Genomic DNA, 22,089 nt, shown 5'->3' on the forward strand with positions numbered 1-22,089 from the left:
AGGAGGATACGAGAAATGGAGACCGTCTTTTCGCAATACGCGTGGGCTATTCCAACTATTCCGCTGCTCGCGTTCCTCGTGTTGACGGCACTTGGACGTCAAATAAAGGGAGCTGCCTCCCTGCTTGGCCTCTTGAGTTCGTTAGCGGCGTTAGTGCTGTCTGTTCTAGTTCTGACGGAGCGTTGGTCACCTGATGCAGAAGTGTATTCCCACAGTATAGATTGGGTCAATTTGGGGGAGGTCACACTTCGAGTAGGCTATGAACTGACTAATTTAAATGTATTGATGCTGATAGTTGTGACGATAGTTAGTACATTAGTCAACCTTTATGCTAAAGGGTATATGGAGGGTGACGACAGACAGCACGTATTTTTTGCTTATATAGCTTTATTTACAAGCTCGATGCTTGGCCTCGTGGTTTCACCGAATCTGCTGCAATTGTATATGTTCTGGGAATTGGTAGGGGCGTGCTCTTTCCTCCTGATCGGCTTCTGGTATGATCGCCCTGCGGCACGAGCAGCAGCCAAAAAAGCTTTTATTGTAACACGCATCGGCGATGTGGGGCTGCTTATTGCGATTTTGCTGCTCTTCTGGCAGATGCCTGACCATTCGCTAGACTTCAGTGTCATTCAAACGGTATTCCAAAGTGGAGATTCCCTTGCACAACATGGCATTACCGCTGGTATAGCTACGTGGATCGCTTCGCTGATCTTTATAGGCGCGATGGGGAAATCGGGTCAGTTCCCCCTCCATACTTGGCTGCCTGACGCGATGGAAGGGCCAACGCCCATCTCAGCGCTAATCCATGCTGCAACGATGGTTGCCGCTGGTGTCTACTTGGTGGCGCGTACATTTTCGATTTTTCATGTGTCTCCTACGGCGATGGCTATCGTAGCAGGGATAGGTGGTTTTACAGCTATATTTGCCGCAACGATTGGGCTTGCACAGCGAGATATTAAACGAATATTGGCTTATTCAACAGTTAGCCAGTTAGGGTATATGATGATGGCGTTAGGACTAGGCGCTGTTACAGCAGGTGTGTTTCATCTGTTTACACATGCGTTCTTTAAGGCACTTTTGTTCCTTGGCGCGGGCAGTGTGATACATGCGGTACATACGCAGGATATATTCCAGATGGGCGGGCTTGGCCGTAAAATGAAAGTAACGACGTGGACGTTTGCAATCGGTGCTATGGCGCTTTCCGGCATTCCGCCATTTTCAGGCTTCTGGTCCAAGGACGCTATTTTGGCAGCCGCATGGGAGCAAGATCATAAGCTGCTGTTTGTAATTGGTGTGCTGGCGGCATTTTTTACGGCGTTTTATATGGCACGGTTGTTCTTTGTGGCCTTTACTGGCAAGCCAGCAGATGACCAGATTTATCAACAAGCGCACGAATCCCCGTCGTCAATGACGATTCCATTGGTTGTGTTAGCGGTGCTGGCCCTTATTGCGGGCTTTGTCTACACGCCATTTAATGGCCAATTTGGTATTTGGCTGACTGGAGAGCCCGCTGAGGATCATGCGAATGTGCTTGTTATGATCATTTCGGTAGCGGCAGGTGTGTGTGGTGTGCTGCTCGGTTATGTGTTATACCGACCTGGTCAATCCCAACGCGTTGATAAGCTTGAGCAGGCAGCAGCACCGTTGTTTCGTGTGCTGGAGCGCAAATATTACATCGATGAATTGTACAACTGGTTAATTGTCCGTCCATTACGTGTTATAGGGAAAGGATTGGACATAATCGATCGCTATGTGGTGGATGGCCTGGTTCGCTTTATTTCCGCATTTGTAGATGGATGGGGTAGAACCTCTACACGAGTCCAAAACGGACAGTTGCAAACCTATGGTATCGTGTCCTTGTTTGGTTTCGTAGCGTTGGTCTTGCTGATGCTAGCGCTAGGAAGGGGGTTCTGGTAATGGTCGGTCAGATAAGTTCAATTCCGTGGTTGTCGTTGTTGACATTCTCCCCGCTGCTTGGCGTGCTTATCCTGTTACTTATTCCGAAGGAGCGGGTATTTGCAATTCGGACAATAGGTATTGTGACAACCTTTATCTCCCTCATTATCGCAGTTGTTATATATGCGGGATATGATGCATCCAAGCAGGGGAACACCTTGTTAGAAAAGTTCGACTGGATTTCCATACCACTAAATCTGGATGTGGCAAAAGGCATTCAGTCATGGACATTAGACATTCCATACCATTTGGCTTTGGACGGACTGTCACTGCCGCTTGTAGTTATGACGACAATTGTGGCTGCGATGTCAGCTTTGGCTTCAGTATCTATTCGTAAACGTCAGAAAACATATTTTATTTTGTTATTGCTGTTGGAAGTAGGTATGCTTGGTGTCTTTATGGCACGTGACTTATTTTTGTTTTTCGCCTTTTTTGAATGGACATTGGTTCCGACCTTTTTCTTAATCGGGATATGGGGCTTAGCTAATCGAGAGCGGGCAGCCAACCATTTTCTGCTATATAACGGACTCGGTTCAGCGCTGATGTTTGTTGCTTTTGCTATTTTGGTTGCAACAGCTGGTTTTGATCAGATTACGGACACAAGCGGCGCAGTCAAGTTTGTGTACAGCGGTGATCTTTATACGATCGTAAATCATTTACAATCATCAGGGGCTGCTGCTAACCTGGGTCACAGTCCGTTCTTCTTGTCTGAAGGCTGGCGAATGGGTACGTTTGTGCTGTTGTTGATAGCTTTTGGCATTAAGCTGCCCCTTTTCCCTTTCCATACTTGGATGCTGAAAGTACATGCGGAAGCACCGACTCCTGTTGTGATGCTTCATTCAGGTGTTCTGCTTAAAATGGGAGCCTACGGTCTTATTCAGTTCGGTATGGTGCTGCTACCACAGCAGTTGGCAGATTGGGCAACGGTGTTAGCTGTCCTTGGTATTATTAATATTTTATATGGTGCGATTTTGGCTTTTGTCCAAACTGAATTTAGACTAGTGTTAGCCTATTCAAGTATTAGCCATATGGGATTTGTGTTGTTCGGGATTGCGGCGATGAATGAAATCGGGCTGCAAGGCGCTGTCATGCAAATGGTATCACACGGATTTATTTCCGCTTTGTTTTTCTTGCTTGTAGGCAGTTTGAGCGAGCGTACTGGAACTACGCGCCTCGACGAGCTTGGCGGCCTGGCCAAGCGGATTCCGTTTATTAGCGCTCTATTACTGATTGCAGGTTTAGCTTCTTTAGGACTCCCCGGATTATCGGGATTTCCAGCCGAGTTATTTTCATTGCTTGGCTTGTACGGCAATTTGCCGTGGGCTGCAACCATTGGCGCATTTGGTGTGATTCTCAGTGCTGTGTACGTATTGCGCGGAGTATTAGCTATTACATTCGGGCCAATAGCTGCGCATCATCAACAGCTGAAAGACGCACGCCTGGTCGAGGCTGTTCCGGCTATCGTATTAACAGCTTGCATCGTACTGATTGGTCTGTTCCCGTCTTTGGTGACAGCGCCTGTTGAGTATGGTGTCAGTCACATTATCGATATGTTCAAGGTAGGGGGCTAATCGTATGGATACTATAACCGTTCAACCCTTACAATGGAGCGAGCTTTCTGCCCTAGCACCGGAACTGACGCTTGTTATTGCAGCAGTTCTCATCTCCCTGATCGACCTGCTGCTCCCTAAGCGTATCCATCGAGAATGGATAGGAATTTTGTCGCTGGCAAGTGTGCTGTTCTCTCTCTACTTTGTAGTGTCGACATTGGCAGATCGATATACACAAGCCGTCGGTGGCGAAGCAGTAGGAGCATTACAGCTGCTGAATCAGAGTTACCGGGTGGATGATTTTGCTTTGCTGCTAAAGGTTTTATTTCTAGTTGGCACCGCATTTGTTATTTTGATCAGTATGGGAAGTATGAAGGATGATGAGCTTCCGCATCGCGGCGAATATTATTATTTGCTTCTTCCAGCGGCGCTCGGCGGCATGATGATGGCATCGTCTGGCGACTTGATTACGTTGTATGTGGGACTTGAGCTTTTAAGTATTACTTCCTATATTTTAGTTGGTATGAAAAAGAACGACCGGAGGTCCACAGAAGGTGCATTTAAATATGCAGTGCTTGGAAGTGTTGCCTCTGCCTTTATATTGTATGGTATGTCGTTTTTGTATGGCATGAGCGGCAGCACCAACCTGATTGATATTGCACAGTCACTTACTACTCATGTTGCTGCCTTCCAACCGTTAATATACGTTAGTTTCTTACTGCTTATCGTGGGACTTGGATTTAAAATTGCAGCGGCTCCGTTCCATGCGTGGTCTCCTGACGTCTATCAAGGGGCGCCAACGCCAATTACAGCCTTTCTAGCTGTTGTGGCAAAAGGAGCGAGCCTTGCCGTTGTGTTCCGGATCATATTTAATGTATTTTTCGGACTGGGAGCTGAGTCGGACACAGAAGGACAGCGTGTATTCTCTATATACAATGATGTTACGATTATGCTGCTGGCGATTGCCGCGTTATCTATGGTGGTAGGAACAACGATGGCTTTAAGACAAAAGAATGTGAAACGACTTTTGGCGCTGTCGGGAATTGCAAACGCAGGTTATCTGCTCGTTCCTATAGGATTAAACATCCTTGGAAATACGATAAACGCCTCGGTTTTTAATGCATTCTGGTATTATCTTGCGGCCTACTTATTTACAACGATAGGTGCATTTGCTGTACTGATGGTGGTCAGCCGCGTAGTTGGCCATGAGGAGCTAAAAGGCTTTGCCGGTTTGTACCATCGTTCACCGTGGCTAGCTGTCGCTATGACTGTTTTTGTCCTTTCGTTGGCAGGTATTCCGATTACAGCAGGGTTTTTCGGAAAGCTCTACATTATTGTTGGAGCAGTGGCTGCACATTCAATATGGATTGCGATTGTTATGATGCTGACTAGTGTAATCTCGTTCTACTTTTACTTCGGGTTTATTCGCCAAATGTATATGAGGCATGGTCAGGAGGGGAAAATAACGGTTCTTGCTCCTCAAGGATCTGTTATTGCTATATGCGTACTGTTTGTCTTGGGCTTCGGCTTATTTCCAAATGAAGTGATGGGTTGGCTGAACACGCTGTTCTCTATTCCCGGTGATTTGTTCACCTTAACACCATAGGGTTAAATGGCTTTATTTGCAGCTACTTAACAGCTCCGTGCTCATCTTAGGCACTACATGCCAGATTGTTGGAATTGCTGCTGAAGAAATGTACTCTTCGGACGATGCCCTATCCGTTAGGATTTAGGTACGCCCAATAATAGGTTTTCGCTAGATCGGGAGCATCTTGACAGGGGAGTATGTTATAATGATACCGGCTTGGGTTCGCTGTTAGGCAGCGGCCCGGCCGGTTTTCTATTGTATGTGCACCATCAACTGAGCGAGACCGTGTAAGTGCGAATAGATTAAATTCAAATTGACATGCAGGTTTAAGCAGGATCACCTGACAACCATTGATACTGGAAGTGAAAGTCATGAACACACGATGGCGTCGAATCATCGTTATGCTCTTTGTGGTCACATTAACTTGGACGACCTTAATAAGCTGTGGTGCTGTAAGTCCACAGTATACTGAAGTTCCCATAAACTCTGCGCATCCTTTGCTTGGGGTTAACGGAAAAGAAACAAGTGAGAACGCAGTGCCAGAATCGACATCTTGGATCGTCAAATGGAAGGAACCCGGCGTATACGATGAAGCTATTGTGCAGGACAGCATCATCCTAAGCACTCAGGAACGATTGGGTATTACGGTTATGAAACCATCTATTCATGTCGAGGTAAAAGATTGGCTGAAACGATTCAAACACAATAAACGGGTTGAATATATAGAGCCGAATCATCGTGTTAAGTCGTTGTCTGGTGCGGTAGTGCCCAACGATCCTAGCTTTCCACAGCAGCATTATTTAAAGCAGATCGGTGCTGACGTTGCTTGGTCACAGGTTAATAAAAGTTCTGGTATTACGATTGCTTTAGTGGATACAGGTGTAGACATGGATCATCCCGACCTTAAAGCGAATTTAATTCCGGGCGTCAACTTACTGGAGCCAGGGCTGCCTAAGGATGACAATGGACACGGCACCAATGTAGCAGGTGTTGTGGCTGCGATCGGCAATAATGGCAAAGGGACGGCTGGCATTACATGGTCAGCGAAGATTTTGCCGATTAAGGCTCTTGATTCGCGTGGATATGGAGATGAGGATAAGTTAGGTGCGGGTATTTTATACGCGGTAGATCACGGGGCAAAGATCGTTGTGATGTCTGTCGGACTATACCGATATTCGAAATATATGCAGGACATCGTTCAATATGCGGAGGACAAGGGTGTACTGCTTGTGGCCGCAACGGGGAATGATGGCACGAGATATCAGGAGAAGGTTGAAGTCAAATACCCAGCAGCCTATGCGAGTGTGTTGGCGACTGGGGGCAGTACACCACAACTAACCGTTGAGCCGCGTTCTAATACAGGTCCAGAGATCGATATTGTAGCTCCTTGGCATGTGTATACGACTGCACTAGGCGGCGGATACAAAAATGCGGAAGGAACTTCGATGGCAGCGCCACAAGTAGCGGGCGTAGCTGCCCTGCTATGGAGCAAATATCCACACTTGAAGCCTTATCAAATTCGGGAACATTTGCGTATGACTGCACAAGATATTGTTGCCAAAGGCTGGGATAACAATAGTGGCTACGGGATGGTACGCGCGGATAAAGCGTTGTTGACCGCTCCTAAGCCAGAAGGATACATTATCCATCAAGCAAGGAATAAAGCACGTGCGTTTCCCATAGATACGATGAATACAGGTTATGTAGCAGATGGAAAGGTTGGTAACTGGTATCGTGTGGAGGTGCCTTATGACGGGACGCTCGACTTGAAGTATCAACGTATTGCGGGAAATAGCCCAATACAAGTCGTTCATTATGTAGGAGCTAGCCAAGAGGGGAAACGATATAGTCCTGTTGGAGCGGATCCTATTTCTCTGTCTGTCAAAAAAGGTGTGCATTACATTCGATTGAGCGCTGCACAGGCGACTAAGTCCAATCCGGCAACGTACAAGCTAGCTTCTCGTTTCCGCATTGCAGCAGATCCATTTGAACCAAACGATAAGCAGTATGAAGCTTACGCTTTGCCTGCCCGCAAACAGCAGGTTACGGGAACATTTAGCCATACAGGGGACAAAGACTGGTTTGAAGTACAAATTCCATCCAGAGGAACGTTAACAATTAAAGTTACGACGGATACAGTGAGAATTGACCCGATGGTGGAAGTGGCCGGACCAGACAATTATGTGCATATTATGGATGATAATACGGAAGGGCAGGCGGAAATGTCGGTTTTATCCGACTTGAAACCAGGCAAATATTATATTCGTATTCAAAATGCAGTCACCGCAAAGGCAGAACCTGTCGCAGGTCAATATACAATGCATCTGGACTTTTTGACGCAGTATACGGACCCGAATGAACCTAATGATAAAATGTATGAGGCAGTTACGATAACACCAAATACGAATTATACAGGTGTGTTTCATTCGCATAGCGACAAAGATTGGTTCCAGCTTCAATTGGAAGAGCAGGCATATATTAATTTTGAGCTTCAACGTATTCCGAGCAACCGAACTGTAGAAATGAGCGTCTTTAATAAGGAGCAAAAGCTGCTTCTATCAGGACGTAACCGCAAGGGCGAATCTAAGCTTGAGGCGGGCATAAAGCTTGAAAAAGGTTCCTACTACATTCGGTTAACCGCTAATGAGAAATTTGATACCAACTATTATACGCTGCGTGCATCCAAGTTGGCGTTGGTTGCAGGGATGCGTGATGTCAAGGGGCACTGGGCACAAGAGGCGATCGTGGGGGCAATTAAGAAGGGTTGGATTAAAGGGTATGCAGATGCCCAATTTGCCCCTAATCGATTGATCACTAGGGCAGAGGCTGCTACTGTTATTGCAAATGCATTTAAATTAAAGAGCAGCGCGGCAAATCTGCCTGTGTTTACAGATGTGCCGCAGTCGCATTGGGCGTACTCGGCGGTGTCCAGAGTTGCGCAAGCGCATATCGCAGCTGGTTACGAGACAGGTAGATTTGCGCCAGCTAAAGAGGTCACCCGTGCCGAGACAGCGGTGATGATAGGCAACGCCCTTCATCTTATTGCTCGAATGCCGGCTGAGCAACCTTTTGTGGATGTGCCGCTTAATCATTGGGCAGCACCGATGCTGGCGGAATTAAAAAAGCAGCAATTGATTAAAGGGTATGCAGATGGCTCTTTTGCCCCAAATCGATCGACAACAAGAGCGGAGTTTGTATCGATGCTGTTTTCCGTTGCTGGATAGATTGGAAGCAGCAAAACAGTGCATGAGGAGGAGGAAGGGACGTTGAATGATTCATTTAACGACATATCGGCAGCGGTAGGCGTCAGTGGAATCGTACAAATGATTTTGACCTTGTGCTGTATCGCGGTAGCGTGGTGGTCTTTGCAGCATCTTAAGCTGGACTTGGTAATGCGATATCCGAAAAGTCCATCCGGCAAGATGCTGCATTTGTTGTTGGCGATTATTTTAGGCCGCGCAGTATCCCATTTCTTTATTGATTACTGGGGATGGACACAAGCTTTGAAATATTTATTCTAACAGATAATAAATATTGAGGATGGTATGTACGTTGTTTGAACACACGATGCAATGGGTTATAAAAGGAAGACTGCCATTGAATTCATCGTGGTGAGTCACAATTGTCGAATAACATCGAAGGAAGATGTCAACAATGGATGATAGCCCCAAGGAAAATGTGGAATGTTGTTGTCGAAATTAACGCTTGTCCATCTTTGTAAAGGGATGGTATTATTAAGGTCGGGTTAAGATAGCCCGTATGTATGGATGAAGAGTAACTATTATTTTTTTTGCAGAAGTATGCATGTCAAAAGTATGTATGTCCGTATCTCCAGGGAAAAGCAGTCGCTTTTACAGGAGCACATCAACATGGTGCATCAATTAAAGAAGCTTTTCTTACAGAGCAATAATGTGATGGGGCGGAATAAAAGCGCGGAGGGAAACGTGATGAGCAAATTTATCGTCCGCGGAGGCAAGCGGTTGTCGGGTACGGTTCGAGTTAGCGGTGCCAAAAATGCAGTGCTTCCGATACTCGCAGCTTCGTTATTGGGGGAAGAAGGCGTCAGCGTTATTCATGATGCGCCTCCACTCGAGGATGTAAAGACGATACACCAAGTGTTGGAAAAATTAGGTGCAAACCTTACATATGCCAACGAGACTGTACGTATTCAAGCAGAGCAGCTTCAATCCTTTGAAGCTAACTATGAGCTTGTACGTAAGATGAGAGCTTCTTTCCTAGTGATGGGACCTCTGCTCGCTCGTGCAGGTAAGGCGCGCATTTCCTTGCCAGGCGGATGTGCAATCGGCTCAAGACCAATCGATCAGCATTTAAAAGGCTTTGAAGCGATGGGTGCCGAAATTGGACTAGGTCAAGGTTATATTGAAGCGACAGTTAAAGGCCGATTAAAGGGCGCAAAAATTTATTTGGACGTTGCAAGTGTAGGCGCTACTGAGAATATTATGATGGCTGCCACACTAGCAGAAGGCACAACCCTAATTGAGAACGCAGCACGTGAACCGGAAATCGTTGATTTGGCGAACTATCTGAACAAGATGGGCGCCATTGTACGTGGTGCTGGAACGGGCGTTATTCGTATCGAGGGCGTAGAACGGATGCACGGTGCTGAGCATACTGTTATTCCTGATCGTGTTGAAGCGGGAACTTATATGGTTGCTGCTGCCATGACAGGTGGCGATGTATATGTGGAAGGTGCGATTGCAGATCATCTAGGTCCGGTTATTGCGAAGATGGAAGAGATGGGCGTGACCATTGTACCGGACGAGAATGGCATCCGTGTTATTGCGGATAAGCCGTTGAAGGCGGTTGATGTTAAGACACTGCCTTATCCAGGCTTCCCGACAGATATGCAATCTCAAATGATGGCGCTGCTGTTAGTTGCAACAGGTACGTCTGTAATTACAGAGACTGTATTTGAGAACCGTTTTATGCACGTTGATGAGTTTAACCTCATGAATGCAAACATAAAGGTGGATGGCCGTTCGGCTATTATTCCAGGCAGTGCAAAGCTGATTGGCGCCAAAGTGTGTGCAACCGATTTGCGTGCAGGCGCTTCGCTTATTTGCGCAGGGTTAGTAGCAGAAGGTACAACGGAAGTTGGCGGAACCCATCATATTGATCGTGGTTACGTACATCTTGCTGAGAAGTTGTCTGCGCTCGGTGCAGATATTTGGCGTGTCCACGCAGAGAAGGCCGAAGCAGCCGAATCTGTTGAAGACGTTCCAGAAGTGAAGCTGTTTAACGTACAGCCAACTTGGGCTTAATCGCTTAGAGTGGAGTTACACTAACAGAAGATCAGAACAGATAGCCGTTTCCCTAGGGGGACGGTTTTTTTGTGTTTGTCTCCAAGGATACTGGTTAATCAACAGCGTAAGGATATAATCACCGTGTACAATTACGTAGCTCCTCTTACTCCTCTATTACTATACTTATTTTCATTTTATTACAGGGGGAATCTTCTTTTATTACAAACTGAAGGCATTTCTTTATTTAACGAGAGTGCGGGTGAATATGTTGCGGGTATGCTCATGTATACTGCAATCGATTCACTTGTTAATGCTCCATGTGGACAAAGAGGGGATAAGGAGGATTTAAATATAATATGTTCTCTTATTCTAGCGTTCTACCTTCTCCCACCGTTTCATAACATGAAAGTATAGCGGCAGCAGCCGTGATGATTGGACAAAATAGCTGATAGAAACAGGAGGGAGAGTAGATGGAAGGCGACCAAATTATGGAGAATGAGCGAAGCACAACGCGAGAACATTCGCAGCGTGGATCTATAAATAGAGGGCGTAGGAGGGGGCAAATGAACAAGAGGCACAATTCTCGAGGTTGGATTCACTTTGCCTTGTGGAGCAGCTTGCTTATGGCTTTTGCGCTGCTTGCACCAGTGCTGCTTGTGTCGAAAGGACATCAGCAGCAAGCAGTGCCAAGTCCGCGCGGCGGCAAGGCGGCGATATCCATCACGACAGAGCCTGCCGATACGCCGCCATATGTACGCGTGTACGTCACGGCCACGCGTAAGGTGGAGCGAGTGGGGCTGGAACGATATGTGCGCGGCGTCGTGGCTGCTGAAATGCCAGAGCGCTTTGAACTGGAAGCGCTCAAGGCACAGGCAACTGCCGCGCGCACATATATAGTGCGCCGTCTTGCGCGCGGCGATGTTGGCGGCGCGGTGGGTGGGGCCGACGTAACAGACACCGTCGCCCACCAAGCCTATGTGCCGCTTGCGAAGCTCGCGGAACGACCAAGTGACGCGATTGCCAAGCTGAATCGCGCCGTTAACGATACGGCGGGGCTAGTCCTTACCTATCAGAACAAGCCTATTGAGGCTACCTTTTTTTCAACGAGCAATGGCTATACTGAGAATGTGGAAGATTACTGGAATCAGAAGCTTCCCTATTTGAGGAGTGTATCCAGTCCGTGGGACAAGAAGCTATCCCCACGGTTTATGACAACGGTTCGAATGGAAGTGAATGAATTTTTGCGGAAGCTGGGTGTCGCTGTTGATACAGTACCTGCCCTAAAGACCGCGATTTCAAATCGGGACAAGGGAGTAGGAGCCGCCGACACACTCTCTACAGCTATCGAACTGCTCTCTGTCACTAAAGGGAAACGAATCGGGGAAGTGCAGGTAGGCACGCACACCTTTTCAGGTAGACAATTTAGAGAAAAACTCGGATTAAGTTCATCGGCAATTAGCTGGAAAATGGAAAACGGCAAAATCGTACTAACAACTTATGGTTATGGCCACGGCGTTGGCATGAGTCAGTATGGCGCCCAAGGCATGGCGCTGGAAGGGGCAAGCGCAGAGCGTATACTAACCTATTATTATCAAGGGGTTAAGCTGACTCCAGTTTCGCAGGTATTAGAGAAGATAGATACGGCTTATGCTAAACGATAGCCAATAGAGATAATCTCAAAAATTAGTAATTGCTTGCGTATAAAAGTGAGAGTCGCGGTAACAATGGTTACTGAGGTGATCACAATGAGTGAACAAAACCAAAACTCTAAGGTTAACAAATCTACGACATCATCTTCGAATACGCCGAACACGCCGGAAGCTTCAAAACTAGCAGGAGCTCAAGCGGTTCCAACTTCGGGATGGAGAAAGCTGTTGTCTAAGAAGTGGGCATTCCCTGCTTTGTATGTCGCGGCAGCAGCCATTATTTTAACGTTAGTCTGGGTCTATCAGGGCTCCAACATGCAACCGCTACAGACTAGCGCCACCAAGACACAAGTAGAGACAACACAAGGTCAAGGTACGGACGCTGTAGCAGGAACACAAGAAGATGTGAAAGCTGTTGTATCCAACAATGAAACACTTGGTTGGCCAGTCGAGGATGTACAAGGTGTAGACGTCGTTATGGGATTTTTTGATGCCGCAGCTTCTAAAGAAGATCAACAACGTGCGGTAGTAGAATACAAACAGACTTTTACGCCGAACTCGGGTATTGATCTGGCGCGTAAAGACCAGCAGCCGTTTGAAGTGCTAGCTGCGATGAGTGGAACAGTTACACGAGCTGAACAGCATCCTATGATGGGCAATGTTGTAGAAATCGATCATGGCAACGGGATGAAAACCGTGTATCAAAGTGTAGCGGAATTAAAGGTTAAAAAAGGCGACGCGGTTAAAAAAGGTGCGGTAATTGCCTCCGCGGGGCGCAGCGAAATGGAGAAGGACTTGGGTGTCCATGTTCATTTTGAAGTGTTCGAGGGAACGACTCCGGTTAATCCGACAAGCTTGCTAGCTAAAAATTAGTGCAGATTTCACAAAGGCGGGAGCATATGCTTCCGTCTTTTTTTGTTGTTGGGGTGTGGTATCTGGATTTCAGCTTCTAAGTATCCATATTGTGGCGTAACGTCCCCGCAAAATTGAACGGGCTTCCGATTTGTTAAGAAATAGCTCAAAGTGTTGTTCTATAAGCATATTTCCGTCCTCTCCTTCGTTTTGCTGAATGATTTTTATGAAAATAATCGGCATGGTCAGGCTTGTCACGCTTGGTTATAACGCATAAGTGGGCAGACCCCTCATATAATGTACCAAACTAATCCGAGTAGGGAGGCGGGAACGTGCACGATTACATCAAGGAACGAACCATCAAAATCGGCCGCTGCATTGTCGAAACCAAGCATACGGTTCGCACCATAGCCAAAGAGTTCGGCGTGTCGAAAAGCACGGTGCATAAAGATTTGACCGAGCGGCTTCCGGAAATTAATCCGGACCTCGCGGATCAGGTTAAGCACATTCTCGAATACCACAAATCCGTGCGTCATTTGCGTGGAGGAGAGGCCACCAAGATCAAGTACAAAAAGACGAGCACAAAAAAACGCGAGGTGCTCACTGCGGGCAAATCGTAGCCTTCCTCACATGCGCAAACGTTAGCCATAAATATTCGTTCCGAGATTGTCGTATACGTTGTTAATCTTTCATTGAACCGAGAGCTGGAAATGTGCTATGTTAAGGAATGAGTGTACATTTTGCAGGAATTGGTCGGAATTCATCGTATTTTAGTAGAAATAATTATTGTGGAGGCTCTCGAACCTATGTTTAGCAAGGATATCGGAATCGACTTGGGAACGGCGAACGTGCTGATTCATGTGAAAGGAAAGGGGGTTGTCTTAAACGAGCCGTCAGTAGTTGCAATCGAGAGCGATTCGAAACGTGTGCTGGCGGTTGGTGAAGATGCACGTAAGATGGTAGGGCGTACCCCGGGCAACATCGTGCCAATCCGTCCGTTGAAGGACGGCGTTATCGCAGACTTCGAGATTACCGAAGCCATGCTGAGATATTTTATTAACCACGTCGGCGGCCGCAAATGGTATTCGCACCCGCGCATCTTAATTTGCGCGCCGACTAACATTACTTCAGTTGAACAAAAAGCGATACGACAAGCAGCGGAAAAGAGCGGCGCTAAGGAAGTCTTCCTTGAGGAAGAGCCTAAAGCAGCCGCTATTGGCGCGGGAATGGATATATTCCAGCCTAGCGGTAACATGGTTGTGGATATTGGTGGCGGAACGACTGATGTCGCAGTGCTTTCTATGGGTGATATCGTAACAGCCTCATCGATCAAAGTAGCTGGTGATAAATTTGACGCCTCCATCATGAGATATATTAAACATAAGTACAAATTGTTAATCGGGGAACGGACTTCCGAGGATATTAAGATTAATATCGGTACTGTTCGTCCAGGCGGAGGACAGCGTGAAATGGACATCCGCGGACGTGATATGGTATCAGGACTGCCATACACGGTCACCATTACATCGAATGAGGTGCGCGAGGCGCTATGGGATCCGGTATCTTCTATAGTAGCTGCTGCCAAATCGGTGCTGGAGCGTACACCACCAGAGTTGTCTGCGGATATTATTGACCGTGGTGTTATTTTGACAGGTGGCGGTGCCATGATGGATGGCTTGGATGAGCTGATGGCAGAAGAATTGAAGGTTCCTGTTCTGATTGCTGAAGACCCAATGCATTGTGTTGTGAAGGGTACAGGAATTATGCTTGATAATTTAGATAAAGTTGTAAAGAAATCGTTCGGATAAGCCGATATATAGGAATAGAATCCGATATCGGGAATCCGGGAGGAACGGCATATGTTAAGAGGGTTATATACAGCCGCTTCAGGCATGTTGACGCAGCAGCGTCGCCATGACACGGTTACAAATAACATTACTAATATGAATACACCAGGCTTTAAGGCTGTGAATAGCGTGCAGCGCTCATTTCCAGAGATGATGATTGCTCTTATGGGGAAAGATGCTGCTGCCGGACAACAAATTGGCAAGATCAATACAGGCGTATTCGGCGAAGAGAGCCGTCTTGTATTTACACAAGGGGACTTGATGCAGACGAATCAAATGGGTGACTTTGCGCTTGTATCAAATATTCAGGTGCCAGGCGTAGCCTTTGATGCATCAGGCAAATCTATCGATGCTCAAGGAAATGTGACTTATAAGCCAGAGGCTTTCTTTACTGTGCGTGCAGGTGAAGAAGTGCGATATACACGTGATGGACATTTTCAACTGAACGAGAACAACGAGCTAATTACGGCTGACGGCTCACTCGTCATGAACCGTAATAATACGCCTATTGTGCTAAACAACATTAACTTGTCTGATGTTAAGGCTGATGGTACTGGTCAGTTGTTTAATGCTCGGACAGGGGCCGCGTTGGGACAAGCATTGTCCATTACACGTATCGATAATCCTAACGATCTTGTTCGTGTTGGTGAGGGTCAATTCCGTCTGGAGGAGGGTGCACAAGCAGGTACGCCCGCTGCAATCGGGGATGCCAGAGTGGAACAAGGGTACTTGGAGCGTTCAAATGTTGACCCTGCACAATCGATGGTTGATTTGAACATTGCTTTTCGTGCGTATGAAGCGAATCAGAAAATAATCCAATTCTACGATAAGACGTTGGACAAGACGGTAAATGAGGTAGGACGGGTCTAAGACCTGTTATGCTTATTTACGCCAATTATAAGGAGGCAAGCCGTAACATATGAACAATTCTATTATTGCTGCATCGGTATCGATGAGCGGGCTGCAACGTAAATTGGACGTCATTGCTGACAACGTCGCCAACGTGGATACACGAGGATTTAAGCGTAAGACAGCGAGCTTTGCAGATGTCCTGACGAATGCTCAACAGCAACATCGCGACTTCAAACTTCCAGGCCGAGCTACTCCGCTTGGATTTACTAATGGTTATGGTTCCATGATGACAGGTGTCGGACTTGACTTTAGCCAAGGATCTTTACTTACAACGAACGTGCCTACTGATCTTGCGATCGAGGGTAATGGTTTGTTTGAAGTAAGAACACCTGAAGGGACAGCATTTGTGCGTGAAGGCGACTTCCACATGGTGCCTACCAATACAGGCGAAGCCCTGCTGACGACACGGACAGGAGCAGTTGTTTCTTCAGCAGACGATTCCGATATTCGTATTCGTGTGCAGGAAGGCTATCAGATGAAGATTGATGCTGCTGGTCGTGTATATGAAGTGAAGCCAAGTACGAATGAGCAGATTCTCGTGGGTACTTTAAAGCTTGTGCAAGCTATTAAGCCTGAACTGTTGCAAAAGATTGACAATAATATGTATGTAATCCCACCAACGATGGATCGTAATACGGTCTTACAAACATTGGACTTGACGAATATCCCGCCAGATGGTAAGGTGCCATTGACGGTGCGTCAAGGTGTGCTGGAAAGTTCGAACGTCTCGTTAGGTGATGAGATGTCCGAGTTGATACAAGCACAGCGCGCCTATCAGATGTCCGCTCGTGCATTGTCTTCGGGAGACGCGATGTGGGGACTCGCGAACAGCATGAGGGGTTAAGCGAAGCAGGTGATCGTGGTATGAGTTATGATGAACAAGAAGCATTTCCGAATCAACGGTTGAGTCGATCTGATCGTACTCGTTCTACGAGTACAGGAGAGCAGGCGGACGACAATCATTTGTCATCTACTAATGCTGATGGGGTGAAGACGGGGAAGAAGTCTTCCGCCATGAAGTGGGTATTTCGGTTGCTGATTACACCGATGCTCTGTATTCTTACTGCATATGCAGGTATGGTCATCGGATTGGTGGTACTTGGCCACGGTACTGTTACTGAAGCGTTGAACTTTAGTACGTGGACACATTTGTTCCGTTTAGTATTTGGATAATTATAATAGGATTGTTGGGAAGCACCCACGAAACAGATTCTGTTCTGTTTTGGGTGCTTTTTTTGCGTTTATCATATGGAGGAAACTGTTTAGTATGGTATATTGAGGAGGATATTATTTGATTTCTCCTCTTAAGGGCCCGCTGCTGTGGCAAGACGGTACTATTTTATTGCTGCTCATGTTTATCCGCTGCATTCATATTCCACTTTTAGTATGAGGTAGACTGCCTGCCCGGCTCACTTTTACACCTTCCTTTCATAAATGATGGCACATTTGGTTTATGTGTAATCATTTCAAAGTCCGATCACTGTATGTGCTGGTTTGTTGTTTTTTATTTTGAATAATGTGGTGTGCTAATAACGCTTGACGTAGAGCATTTTGCGTTTATTAGCTGAGATGAAATAGACAGAGGGCGTAGGCTGCCCGATCATTGTGTGAGCAATGATCAGGGTCATATTGTTTGGAATTCCATGTGACAATACGTCACGGTATGGAGTTATCTATATAGGTTATTTATTTTTATAAGAAAAGAGGTCTGAAGAATGAGGAAGTATGGGTGGTTGTTGATATTCCTTGTAGCAGCATGCGGTGGTATCAGTGGTGCAATACCGTCGGCAGCCTCTGGAATAGCTGAGGTATCTAAAGTATTTGATATGCCTACGTTGCCTGAAGCAGGTCAATATCAAGATGTGTCAGCCCAACATTGGGCTAGCCCAGCAATTGTTATGGCTTCTGCCAAAGGGTACGTCAGCGGATACCCAGATGGTACGTTTAGGCCAAATAGTAAGATTACGAGGGCTGAATTTATTAAGATGACAGCAATCGCACTCCAGTTGGAGGTGGAAGCATCTACGGGTGGGGAGTGGTATGAACCCTACGTGGAAGCGGCAAGTGATGTGAAGCTGATTGGGGATAATAAATGGTCAGCAGGAGGATGGAATCAGCCAATGACTCGCTTGGAGATGGCGAGTACAGCTGCCAGAGCGATCGGTGAACGCACTTCGGACAACGGGAAGTGGATGTATATTGCAGCCAAAAGAGGGTTGATTACCGGCACGGACCAGAAAGGGACGCTTAGTGTAAAGGACACCACCAATCGGGCGCAGGCAGTCGCTGTTATTGAACGTATGCTTACTGTTAAAAGTGGAGGCAAGGTTACTGTTGATAAGTACGCTGTATCCAGTGCTGAATTGGCGTGGCACGGTACGAACATTTTTACGATTATGCCAGAAATATTCACGACACCGGCTAGTCAATATGCAGGCAAGACGATTGAAGAATTATGGAGAAAAGACAGAATGGTCATCGACTCTGTTGATGGGAAATATCGCGGGCAATTGGATGCGTTAGTGGCGATAGATCTCGAAGATCCACAGGACCCTAATCTGGCACTGCTCCCAGATATACATAAGTTAAAGTGGTTTAACAATGACACATCTCGTAACGATCTAATGGTGCATAAATGGAGGAAGAGTTACATTTTGTACTACAAAGGGCACGAGGTATATAACAAAGATACGAAATTGTATGCTAGACAGAACTATGTACCTTTTTTGTTACGGGGATTTAGTTCCCCTGATATGCAAGCCTATTTTAGAGGTACTTTAAATAAACCCGCCACATTATTTGTGGACCAACTAGGTGACATACCTGCGTTTATTGTTCCTAAAAATGGATGGTTACAAAATGGTCAACTTAAAATTTCTATACATACTCCTTCATTCTCTAATTATGGATATAAGTCAAATGACTTACTTGTAGTCGATGGACCTTATGTCGATCCAAGTTTTTGATTCTAAACATATTATAGAAGGGATTGGTGATCGAAATAAAGGTATATAAATGGATATTTTTTACATTCTTATGGATGATCTTCATTGGATTTTGTATATTTTATACTTTACATTCAATGTCCGCATTAACCTCTGAGCAGACGTTCTCGGCAAAGAAAATACTATATGATGTAAATGCTATAAATATTTTGGAGGGACAGCAATCTATTTTTTCTAAAAATAAGACTCTAACAACAAAAAAACTAAACGAGGATGCGGGTGCAGGGAATAAAATTACTCGAATTGTATTTTACAAAGATAATGTCATTATAAAGACTCTAAACGTTAACGCACAGCGATACAGCGGAGCGATTTTGTTTAATGGAGAACAGGTCCCTGTTGTCTCCAAAAAAAATGATGCTAATGGAACTTGGTTTGCTTGGCAGCGCTACGCTGCTGGTGGGCGTAACAATCATTGGTACCCAGGCATCAGTTCATACATAGCCTTGAATGGCGATCCTGAGAGTGAATCCGAAAGTCGAAGGTGCATGCCTCCTCCTGAAAAAGAAACTGTTAGCGGCCAAAGAATGGATAAATACCCTGGTTGTTATATTCAACTAATGGCAACTTATCCGAGGACTCAAGCGTTTAAAAGTTTGAAGTTTAATAGAGATTTCCCATCAACTGTAATTGAAGACAATAAGTCTATTTTAGCGAGTCTAAATCCTTGGAAAAAAGACATCAATCCGGTTGTGGACTGGGATCAGACTGTAACTTCCCCGACGATTAGCGGGAAGAGTGACAAATCCACCCAAATTGTTGGTTTCGAAGTCAAGGACCTCAACGGAGCGACCGTTACATTTACCCAAAAGTATGACCATGTCGGTTACAAGTACAATCTGCCTGCCACTGGGGCAGCAATGATGTTTTTCTTCGCTGCTTATACATATGATATTCACTCGTACACTTACCGTTATCCTGATCTTATGAAAGTATACTATACAGATGAGGACAATAGTGGATGCCCGCCCGGTCAAAATTGTAATCCAGCAGACACTAAATGCTCAGCACCTGTACCCTCAGGTAAAGAAGTACGTGCAGAACAGATGAACCCCGCCGCAACGGGTTCCATTCAAGCGGATAAGGCCTTTGATGTATCGCTTGGGATTCCAACTTCCGAAACGCTGCGTACTAACGTGCTTGCACCACACTATTTGTTTAAGCACAAATTTGTTGAGATGATAGGAACATGTCAGACGCAGGTAGAGGTAGGTAAAACGTATGTGTTGCACTGGGATCCGGGGAAATCAGGTCCTGTAGGTCCTGACGGTCAGCCTGGCCCCATCCTGCCCAATCCACAAACCCAAAATTATCGTTCCCGTGAGCTGATTGAAATCGAACGCAAATATAGTTATTGGGTCATAGATACTTTAGAAGTATACGATATTGATCGCGCCGACATTCGTAACTATGCTCTGCCAGGTGAACAGGTTACTTTAATTCCACGCTCCTACGTTCCTGTAAATATCGAAACGAAGGATTATGACACTTTTGAGGCGCATGCCTATTTACCTGATTTTAATAAAATGATTGAACTTCCTAGTCAGCATGTCAACGATGGCGGCAAGACGCCTCCGCCGGTTCCGAATGAAGTAAGTACGTTGTTTGCTCGGGAGGCCGAGCTTCGAGTACCTCAAATGCAGGTTCGTAATGATCAGCTGTTGTTAAATGGACAATTGTTGATGAACGGAGCATGGCATATGGAGAAGACAACAATTCCGCAAGTTATTCCGCAAGCTGTGACGATTGGGCATAACGTCTTAAATCAGAGTGAGCTGCGTATCGACAGCCACAAGCCAAATGTACGGCACGCTCGAAGTGAAGGCATCATTTTTTATACTTTAAACACAGGCATACGTGCAGGATCTGATAAACAATTTACGATTAAACAAATTAATCCGGTTACTGTGCATACCCCTACTGTTATGTATGCCTCTATTTCTGATGATAAGTCACACAATCAGAAAACAATCCCAAATGCTGCGCGGGCAGCTCTCATCTTAAATCGTCCATTTATTGTAGCACTCCCTACTACAGGCAAACATGTAAATTACCCAGGATACGGTCAACGTGATTATGCGAAGTACATTCGTGACAAACAAGTTTATTTCCCATTTGACGTCTATGCAAGCGATGGAACGTACGTGCCTAAGCATACTTGGGTTAGCATACCCGTTTCGCAAGCAACGGCGACATTTCACCTGCCTGTTTGGGTTGATGAGGGGGATTACGCTGTTTACTACCGTGCTTTCGCTGAAAATGCCTCTTTACATGCATCAAATCAATCCTACGCCAATACAGAACTGAGTCATCATGTAGCTGTAGATACCATTGATGTTGAAGTGATCGGGCGGTTGTATGATTTTCGTATAAGTGACATTATGGATTTGAACTGGGAACAAGTTTTTCGTGTTGGGAAGGGGAGTAAAGATCATTCTGGTTTCTATTACTGGACGGGATTAAATGACTTGAATGGTGCAGTGAGAGGAAATAAGCTGCCTTATCGACTGCCAATAGCTCCAGGAAGCCATCCGGCGGCTGGCTTTCAGCGAGTGGTGGTTAAGACAGGTTATGCCTTCAAGTTTGACCTAAAAACGATAGGCAACATGTTTGGTTCGCAGGATCATGTGCGTATTAAGCCGGCTTTTTATTTCACGGATCGTAATGGGAGCAAACGCCAGCCAGTTGATGTGTATTACCATACGGACAAGAAGTTATTTGTTCGTATTGGTTCGACTGAGGATACATTACAGCGTAAAGTTACACTTAATACTAGGCTTCGCAACGTTGCCGAGCCCTCAATCCGTAAGACAGCGGAAGCTTATTTTGACTTATTTGCATCAACAATAACAATTTCCAAGCAAGCATTTGTGCAAAAATGGCTAAAGACCTCCATTCAGGAGACACCTGTTGGGGGATATAGCCATATTCAACTCCCTTATCAATTGCGGACATTTATAGGTCCTGGCGTATCAGAAGTTCCCTATGCCGTAGATGCTGCACGTGCTGCTGGCTCCATTCAGCAATGGTATGGAGAATACAATGTGCCTGCCAAGCTGTATATTGTGCCGAAAGGATTTCAGCTTCAACAGCAATTTCGTTTTGATGAGCAATCACCCTTCTTTTTAAGGGATGGTTATCTAATCGTGCAATTTAATATCGACACAATTAGGAATGACAATACGAGAGAGCCCCATCTACAATACATACATGCTCCGCTTACCAATCAGTGGAGACGCGAAGGGTTTCCTAGTCAACATCAGACACCCGAAGGGACTGTGTTCGAACTTCGTGATGGTGATGTTATATTTTATGAAGCGAATCAATCCAAACACGGTGATTATTATTCTAGCGGCACACATTAAGGCTTCCCAACAGGCACGAATTGGACCGTAAAGCGACAATCCAATGCCGTCGTCCCAGCAGAGGATAATATACTGGAACTACCCAGTTCCGTTTAACATTCTAT

15 protein-coding genes are annotated in these 22,089 nt (G+C 45.9%); all 15 read left to right on the forward strand.

What is annotated here, in order from left to right:
• Window positions 1–15 precede the first annotated feature (15 nt).
• Complete coding sequence (gene nuoL / locus H509_RS0103950; RefSeq protein ID WP_028543924.1) at window positions 16–1,917, forward strand: NADH-quinone oxidoreductase subunit L; 1,902 nt, start codon at window positions 16–18, stop codon at window positions 1,915–1,917.
• Complete coding sequence (locus tag H509_RS0103955; protein ID WP_028543925.1) at window positions 1,917–3,527, forward strand: complex I subunit 4 family protein; 1,611 nt, start codon at window positions 1,917–1,919, stop codon at window positions 3,525–3,527. Before nuoL ends, H509_RS0103955 begins: the two co-directional genes overlap by 1 nt.
• A gap of 4 nt (window positions 3,528–3,531) precedes the next feature.
• The gene (locus H509_RS0103960; protein ID WP_028543926.1) at window positions 3,532–5,112 is read left to right on the forward strand and encodes an NADH-quinone oxidoreductase subunit N; all 1,581 of its coding nucleotides are present in this window, start codon (window positions 3,532–3,534) and stop codon (window positions 5,110–5,112) included.
• Between the two features lie 353 nt (window positions 5,113–5,465).
• Complete coding sequence (locus H509_RS24225) at window positions 5,466–8,318, forward strand: S8 family serine peptidase (protein ID WP_036696031.1); 2,853 nt, start codon at window positions 5,466–5,468, stop codon at window positions 8,316–8,318.
• Between the two features lie 42 nt (window positions 8,319–8,360).
• Window positions 8,361–8,615, forward strand: a complete 255-nt coding sequence (locus tag H509_RS0103970; protein ID WP_028543927.1) for a DUF1146 family protein — start codon at window positions 8,361–8,363, stop codon at window positions 8,613–8,615.
• Between the two features lie 426 nt (window positions 8,616–9,041).
• The gene (gene murA, locus H509_RS0103975) at window positions 9,042–10,376 is read left to right on the forward strand and encodes a UDP-N-acetylglucosamine 1-carboxyvinyltransferase (protein ID WP_028543928.1); all 1,335 of its coding nucleotides are present in this window, start codon (window positions 9,042–9,044) and stop codon (window positions 10,374–10,376) included.
• Between the two features lie 545 nt (window positions 10,377–10,921).
• Entirely contained in the window at window positions 10,922–12,019 is a 1,098-nt protein-coding gene (spoIID, locus tag H509_RS0103985) for a stage II sporulation protein D (protein ID WP_036696034.1), read from the forward strand.
• Between the two features lie 84 nt (window positions 12,020–12,103).
• Window positions 12,104–12,877, forward strand: coding sequence for a M23 family metallopeptidase (locus H509_RS0103990; RefSeq protein WP_028543931.1), 774 nt, complete (start codon window positions 12,104–12,106; stop codon window positions 12,875–12,877).
• Between the two features lie 311 nt (window positions 12,878–13,188).
• Complete coding sequence (gene spoIIID, locus H509_RS0103995; RefSeq protein WP_028543932.1) at window positions 13,189–13,476, forward strand: sporulation transcriptional regulator SpoIIID; 288 nt, start codon at window positions 13,189–13,191, stop codon at window positions 13,474–13,476.
• 186 nt (window positions 13,477–13,662) lie between these two features.
• A complete protein-coding gene (mreB, locus tag H509_RS0104000) occupies window positions 13,663–14,664 on the forward strand; it encodes a rod shape-determining protein (RefSeq protein ID WP_028543933.1) in 1,002 nt (333 codons plus the stop codon).
• A 51-nt stretch (window positions 14,665–14,715) separates the two neighbouring features.
• The gene (locus tag H509_RS0104005) at window positions 14,716–15,573 is read left to right on the forward strand and encodes a flagellar hook-basal body protein (RefSeq protein ID WP_028543934.1); all 858 of its coding nucleotides are present in this window, start codon (window positions 14,716–14,718) and stop codon (window positions 15,571–15,573) included.
• A 49-nt stretch (window positions 15,574–15,622) separates the two neighbouring features.
• Window positions 15,623–16,459 carry a flagellar hook-basal body protein gene (locus H509_RS0104010; protein WP_028543935.1) on the forward strand — a complete coding sequence of 279 codons (837 nt, stop codon included), beginning with the start codon at window positions 15,623–15,625 and terminating at the stop codon, window positions 16,457–16,459.
• The gene (locus H509_RS27490; protein WP_036696037.1) at window positions 16,429–16,788 is read left to right on the forward strand and encodes a DNA-directed RNA polymerase subunit beta; all 360 of its coding nucleotides are present in this window, start codon (window positions 16,429–16,431) and stop codon (window positions 16,786–16,788) included. The genes H509_RS0104010 and H509_RS27490 overlap by 31 nt, the downstream gene beginning before the upstream one ends.
• Before the next feature lie 542 nt (window positions 16,789–17,330).
• Window positions 17,331–18,581 (forward strand): S-layer homology domain-containing protein, encoded by a 1,251-nt coding sequence (locus H509_RS24235; RefSeq protein WP_051286797.1) that lies wholly within the window; start codon window positions 17,331–17,333, stop codon window positions 18,579–18,581.
• 116 nt (window positions 18,582–18,697) lie between these two features.
• The gene (locus tag H509_RS24240; protein ID WP_157277430.1) at window positions 18,698–21,985 is read left to right on the forward strand and encodes a DUF5704 domain-containing protein; all 3,288 of its coding nucleotides are present in this window, start codon (window positions 18,698–18,700) and stop codon (window positions 21,983–21,985) included.
• Window positions 21,986–22,089 lie beyond the last annotated feature (104 nt).

This window comes from Paenibacillus taiwanensis DSM 18679 (genome assembly GCF_000425125.1).
Classification (GTDB): domain Bacteria; phylum Bacillota; class Bacilli; order Paenibacillales; family Paenibacillaceae; genus Paenibacillus_B; species Paenibacillus_B taiwanensis.